This window comes from Candidatus Thioglobus sp. (assembly GCF_028599055.1).
Taxonomy (GTDB): Bacteria; Pseudomonadota; Gammaproteobacteria; order PS1; family Pseudothioglobaceae; genus Thioglobus_A.
In genome coordinates this window covers 1-4,688 of the sequence record NZ_JAQRMS010000093.1, presented here as the reverse complement: position 1 = coordinate 4,688, position 4,688 = coordinate 1, and the positions used below count along the sequence as shown (strand labels likewise).

5 protein-coding genes are annotated in these 4,688 nt (G+C 39.1%); 1 reads left to right on the top strand and 4 read right to left on the bottom strand.

The window, feature by feature from the left end; translation table 11 throughout:
• Positions 1-245 precede the first annotated feature (245 nt).
• The gene (locus PSN35_RS06125; protein ID WP_300030901.1) at positions 246-1,556 is read left to right on the top strand and encodes a rhodanese-like domain-containing protein; all 1,311 of its coding nucleotides are present in this window, start codon (positions 246-248) and stop codon (positions 1,554-1,556) included.
• Between the two features lie 7 nt (positions 1,557-1,563).
• On the opposite strand, the gene rsgA is transcribed toward PSN35_RS06125, so the two are convergent.
• The 4 genes from rsgA to PSN35_RS06105 are packed head-to-tail and all read right to left on the bottom strand — an operon-like array spanning position 1,564 to position 4,360.
• Positions 1,564-2,523, bottom strand: a complete 960-nt coding sequence (gene rsgA / locus PSN35_RS06120; RefSeq protein ID WP_300030896.1) for a ribosome small subunit-dependent GTPase A — start codon at positions 2,521-2,523, stop codon at positions 1,564-1,566.
• A 12-nt stretch (positions 2,524-2,535) separates the two neighbouring features.
• A complete protein-coding gene (locus tag PSN35_RS06115; RefSeq protein WP_300030893.1) occupies positions 2,536-2,814 on the bottom strand; it encodes a hypothetical protein in 279 nt (92 codons plus the stop codon).
• 33 nt (positions 2,815-2,847) lie between these two features.
• The gene (locus tag PSN35_RS06110; protein WP_300030890.1) at positions 2,848-3,120 is read right to left on the bottom strand and encodes a hypothetical protein; all 273 of its coding nucleotides are present in this window, start codon (positions 3,118-3,120) and stop codon (positions 2,848-2,850) included.
• Complete coding sequence (locus PSN35_RS06105; RefSeq protein ID WP_300030887.1) at positions 3,110-4,360, bottom strand: M48 family metallopeptidase; 1,251 nt, start codon at positions 4,358-4,360, stop codon at positions 3,110-3,112. Before PSN35_RS06105 ends, PSN35_RS06110 begins: the two co-directional genes overlap by 11 nt.
• Between the last annotated feature and the right edge of the window lie 328 nt (positions 4,361-4,688).

The following is a 4,688-nucleotide window of genomic DNA, read 5'->3' as shown; positions in this document are numbered from 1 at the left end:
ATGCCGTCGGGTGCTGCATCTGATACAGCTTCAGCCACCTCTGAAGGTATGTTCATTGGATTAAACATGTTGGGGCCAAAAGCCAATGCGCTGGTGCCTAAACTCAAACTTGTGCCAAGCACTAAGGCGTTAATTACTTAATTATTCATTTTTCTACTCTCCTCTATTGATAAAAAATCTTATTCAAGCTTGATAATGCGCTATTATGGGATAATTAAAATAATTTAAGTTAATTAATAAAGCCCATGTTGAAAAAAATCCTAACCACCGCCGTAGCGATTACCGCACTTAACGCTCAAGCTGACATTGACATTGTTGACGGCAATAAAATGCTCGAATCAGTTAACAAACAGATTGTTAACATTAATACTGCAGAGTTAGACAAAATCTTAAACGAAGATCCAAACGTTGTTTTGATTGATGTGCGCTCGCCTTTCGAACTAAACTACACTGGCACCATCAAACGTGGCCAAAATGTCAATATTGTTCGTGGCTGGTTAGAGTTTCAAATTGCCGACCACGTTAAATCAAAAGACACGCCAATTATTGTTTATTGTGGACGTAACTTACGCTCGCCACTTGCTGCCAAAACCTTAGAAAACATGGGCTATACCAATGTGAAAAATTATGCCGATGGGTTTTTCACTTGGAAAGAAGAGTTTAATCCTGTCAGAATTAGTGATTATGAGCCGAACAATATCCTATACAGATTGCCAATAGAAGTGGCTGATAATGTTTACTCTGCGATTGGCGCCACGCAGCCTTATACTTACGAAAACGCCTATCATAATAACAACCTATCTTTCATTGTTACCACCGATGGCGTACTGGTGTTTAATGCTGGCGGTAGCTATTTAGTGGCTAAAGCCTTGCACGAAGAAATCAAAAAAGTCACTGATCAACCGGTTAAATACGTAGTATTAGAAAACTCACAAGGCCATGCAATCCTTGGCTCTAATTATTGGAAAGAGCAGGGTGCGATTGTTATTGCTCATGTTGAGGCTGACAAAGAAATCAAACACCGTGGCGAAGATATTTTGGCTCGTGCCCAGCGTGTGCAAAAAGATAAGCTGATTGGTACAAAACTAATCAGACCAGACCTAACTTTTGAAGAAAAAATGAACTTGCCAATGGGTGATACCAAAATAGAGCTTATGAACATTGGCGCATCGCATTCACCTGATGATATTCAGCTATGGTTACCAGAGCAAAAATTACTTATTAGTGGCGATACCGCTTTTAATGAACGCATGCTGCCAATCTTCCCACATACAAATGCGGCCGCTTGGATTGAAACTTGGGACAAAATTGAAGCGCTAGAGCCAGAAACTATTATTCCTGGCCATGGTGAGCCAACTGATTTAGCAACTGCCACTAAATTTACTAAAGATTATTTGGTCTTTATGCGTGGTGAGGTTGAAAAAGTACTAGATGATGATGGCGGCTTGTATGAAGCCTACAATATTGATCAATCAAGGTTTAGAGATCGCGGCACTTACCGAGAGTTGCACAAGCAAAATGCAGAGCGAATTTTTAAACAAATGGAGTTTGAATAGATTTTATTTAGTGAATTAGATTTAAATAACTCTGATAACGCATTGGATTAATAGCGCCAGTTTCAACGGCGGTTTTAATGGCGCATTTGGGCTCGTTAATGTGCGCACAATTGCGAAATTTACACTGGCCAATAAAAGGTTTAAATTCTTTGAATCCGCTAAGAATTTCTTTGTCGGTTAGCTCATCTAATTGAAACTCTCGCACACCGGGAGAATCAATTAAATCACCACCTGAAGGGATGTGATAAAGCGTGGTGTTAGTCGTTGTATGCTTACCGAGTTTACTCTTGGTTGAAATCTCATTCACACGCAAATTTAAATCAGGAATTAGCTCATTAATGAGTGAAGATTTTCCCACGCCTGATTGGCCTAAAAAGATGTGCGCTTTGTCATTAAGCTTGGCTTTAAAGTCAACTATATTGGTTTGTGCTTTTACACTTAGGAAGCTGACGTTATAGCCGGCTGATTCATACATAGAAAAGTCACGTTTAACTTTATCCATGTTGTCTGATAATTCAATTTTATTTACAACAATATTAATGGGCAAATTAGCATTTTCGGCCACTACTAAATACCGATCAATTAACTCAAACTGATAGTGCGGCTCAATCGCCACCACTAACCAAAGCTCATCAATATTTGCAGCAATCAGTTTTTGTGAACGTGTGAGTGAGTTATCACGCTTAAGTAGGGCGGTAACCACGCCTTCGCCATTATCAGTAGGTTGAAACAGCACTTGATCACCTGCGACAGACAGCTCGATATTGCGCCTGCCGGTACATTGAAACAGCTCACCATTACACTCTACCAACAAGCGCTGACCATAGCGAGTAATTACTAAGCCCGTCTTGGCGTTATCAGTATCCAGTTCAAGATCAGAACTATCATCAGCAGCACGATTGGCGCGAGCAATACGCTCAGCTTGGATTTTTTCAATACGCCATTTTTGGCGTCGTGTTAAAGACACCTTAAAAGATATTTATTCTTTAAATTTATAGTATTTAGTATTTAAGTAATCCAATACAGCTTTTTCTTCTTCAGGAAACCAGCCTAACTCAAAATTTGAAGCACACATGCTGACTTGTCTGCGCAAATCAAAATGAGTGCTCATTTTTGAATTGTCACGCGTGTAGAAGCTATCGTCATGGGTTACTAGATGGCAAGCCACACAAGATTCATCGTGCAACTCTTTACCTTCTTCATTGGCGATAGTAGTTGTGCTAGCCAGTAGGGCAGCGGTTAATAATAATGCTTTCATAGTTTTCTCTCCGTTAGGCTTTTAGTATACCATTTATTGGTCAAAAAAGAAAAACTCGGTATTTAAAAACTCAGTGGTATCTTCAATATCTTGAGTATTCCACTCCAGTTGAAAATGATTGCTACAAGCTTCAACCATGTGACTTACTTCTCTTTTGCTAGTCATCTCATTCCAACCTAAAGATTCATACGGTGTATGGTGGCACTTGGCACAACTTTCATCATATAAAAGTTTGCCATCATTAATGTTGGGCGCAGCCCAAGTTAAAGTGGGCAATATTAATAAGGTTAATAAGTTAACCCTCATTAGCTTTTAGGTGTGCAATGCGAATCGAGGCTGAAGGATGCGAATCATGAAAGGCAGAGTAAAGCCTATCCGGTGTGAGTGTAGAGGCGTTATCGCGATACAACTTCACTAGGCTAGAAACCAAATCATCGGCATTGGTGTGTTTAGCGGCAAAGCTATCCGCCTCAAATTCATGCTTACGCGACAGGGCATTACTGATTGGAGCAATGAAAAAACTAAACACCGGCATAATCAACATAAACAAAATCAACGCCGTATGATTTGACGGTGTGTCAATACCAAGCCCGTGAAAAAACCAAGGTTGGTTAATCAAATAACCCAAAAGCGCTAAACCCAATAAAGACATACCAAACGAGGTAATCATGTGCTTGCGAATGTGCTTATGATGAAAATGCCCCAGCTCATGCGCAAGAATTGCCTCCACTTCCTGATCATCCATGCCGTCAAGCAGTGTGTCAAAAAACACAATACGCTTGTTTTTACCAATGCCGGTAAAGTAGGCATTGCCGTGTGAGGAACGCTTAGAGCCGTCCATTACAAACACGCCGTCACTTTTAAAGCCAGTGCGTGACAGTAAATTATCAATTTTGTCTTTCAGCTCAAGATTGTCCAATGGCTTAAATTTATTGAATATTGGCGCAATGTAGCTTGGATAAGCCCAAAACATCAACAGTGAAAAACTGGTTAATACCAGCCAAACATAAGCCCACCAATACTCACCCATTGCACCCATTAAATACAAAATGGCATAAATTAGCGGCAAGCCAATAATCAGCATCAAGATAAATTCTTTAAATAAATCATTAACAAAGGTGCTAGCGGTCATTTTATTAAAGCCAAATTTTTGCTCCAACACAAAACTGCGATAAATACTAAAAGGCAAGTCAATCACACTGGCGATAATCATCAAACTCATGATAAAGCCTACCCCTGGGTAGAGTGTATTATCGGTAATCCCCATCCAGACATGATCTAGCCAATTTAGCCCGCCGCCGAGTGTCCAAGCAAGTAATACTAGCGTTGAAAATATCACCTCAAAATGATTAACCAATAGTTTGGCTTGCGTATATTCAGCCGCTTTTTGATGTTGCTCTAGCGTAATTTTTTCACTAAATTCAGCAGGAACACTAGCAAATGAACCAGCTACCGCTTTATCTTGTCGCAAGTTTAGCCAAAGTAGGGTGATAACGTAGGCTAACGTCGCCACTAAAAATACTAACGTAAAAATATTAAATTCCATGACTCTCCCAAGAATCTTGATTGTAATAATGGGTTATTTTACCGCTATTTACGATATTTCCGAAATTTTTGTGTTTGGTCTTAAAAGGTATTATAGGCAAGGCCTATAATACCTTTTAAGCTTATTTGTAAAATTTCTAATATTTTGTTATGGAAAAGACATATAACAAAAAAGTCTGAAAAGGGTTGATGCAAAAGGAGAGAAATGCAAAAAAAAACGATTGTAGAGAAAAAGTAACAAATTGTAACAAAAGGCAATATTTTTGTTGTTAGTGTGTGATTGTAGTGTATATTTAGCACTTTATAATTATTCTTAGGGAGTAAGTATG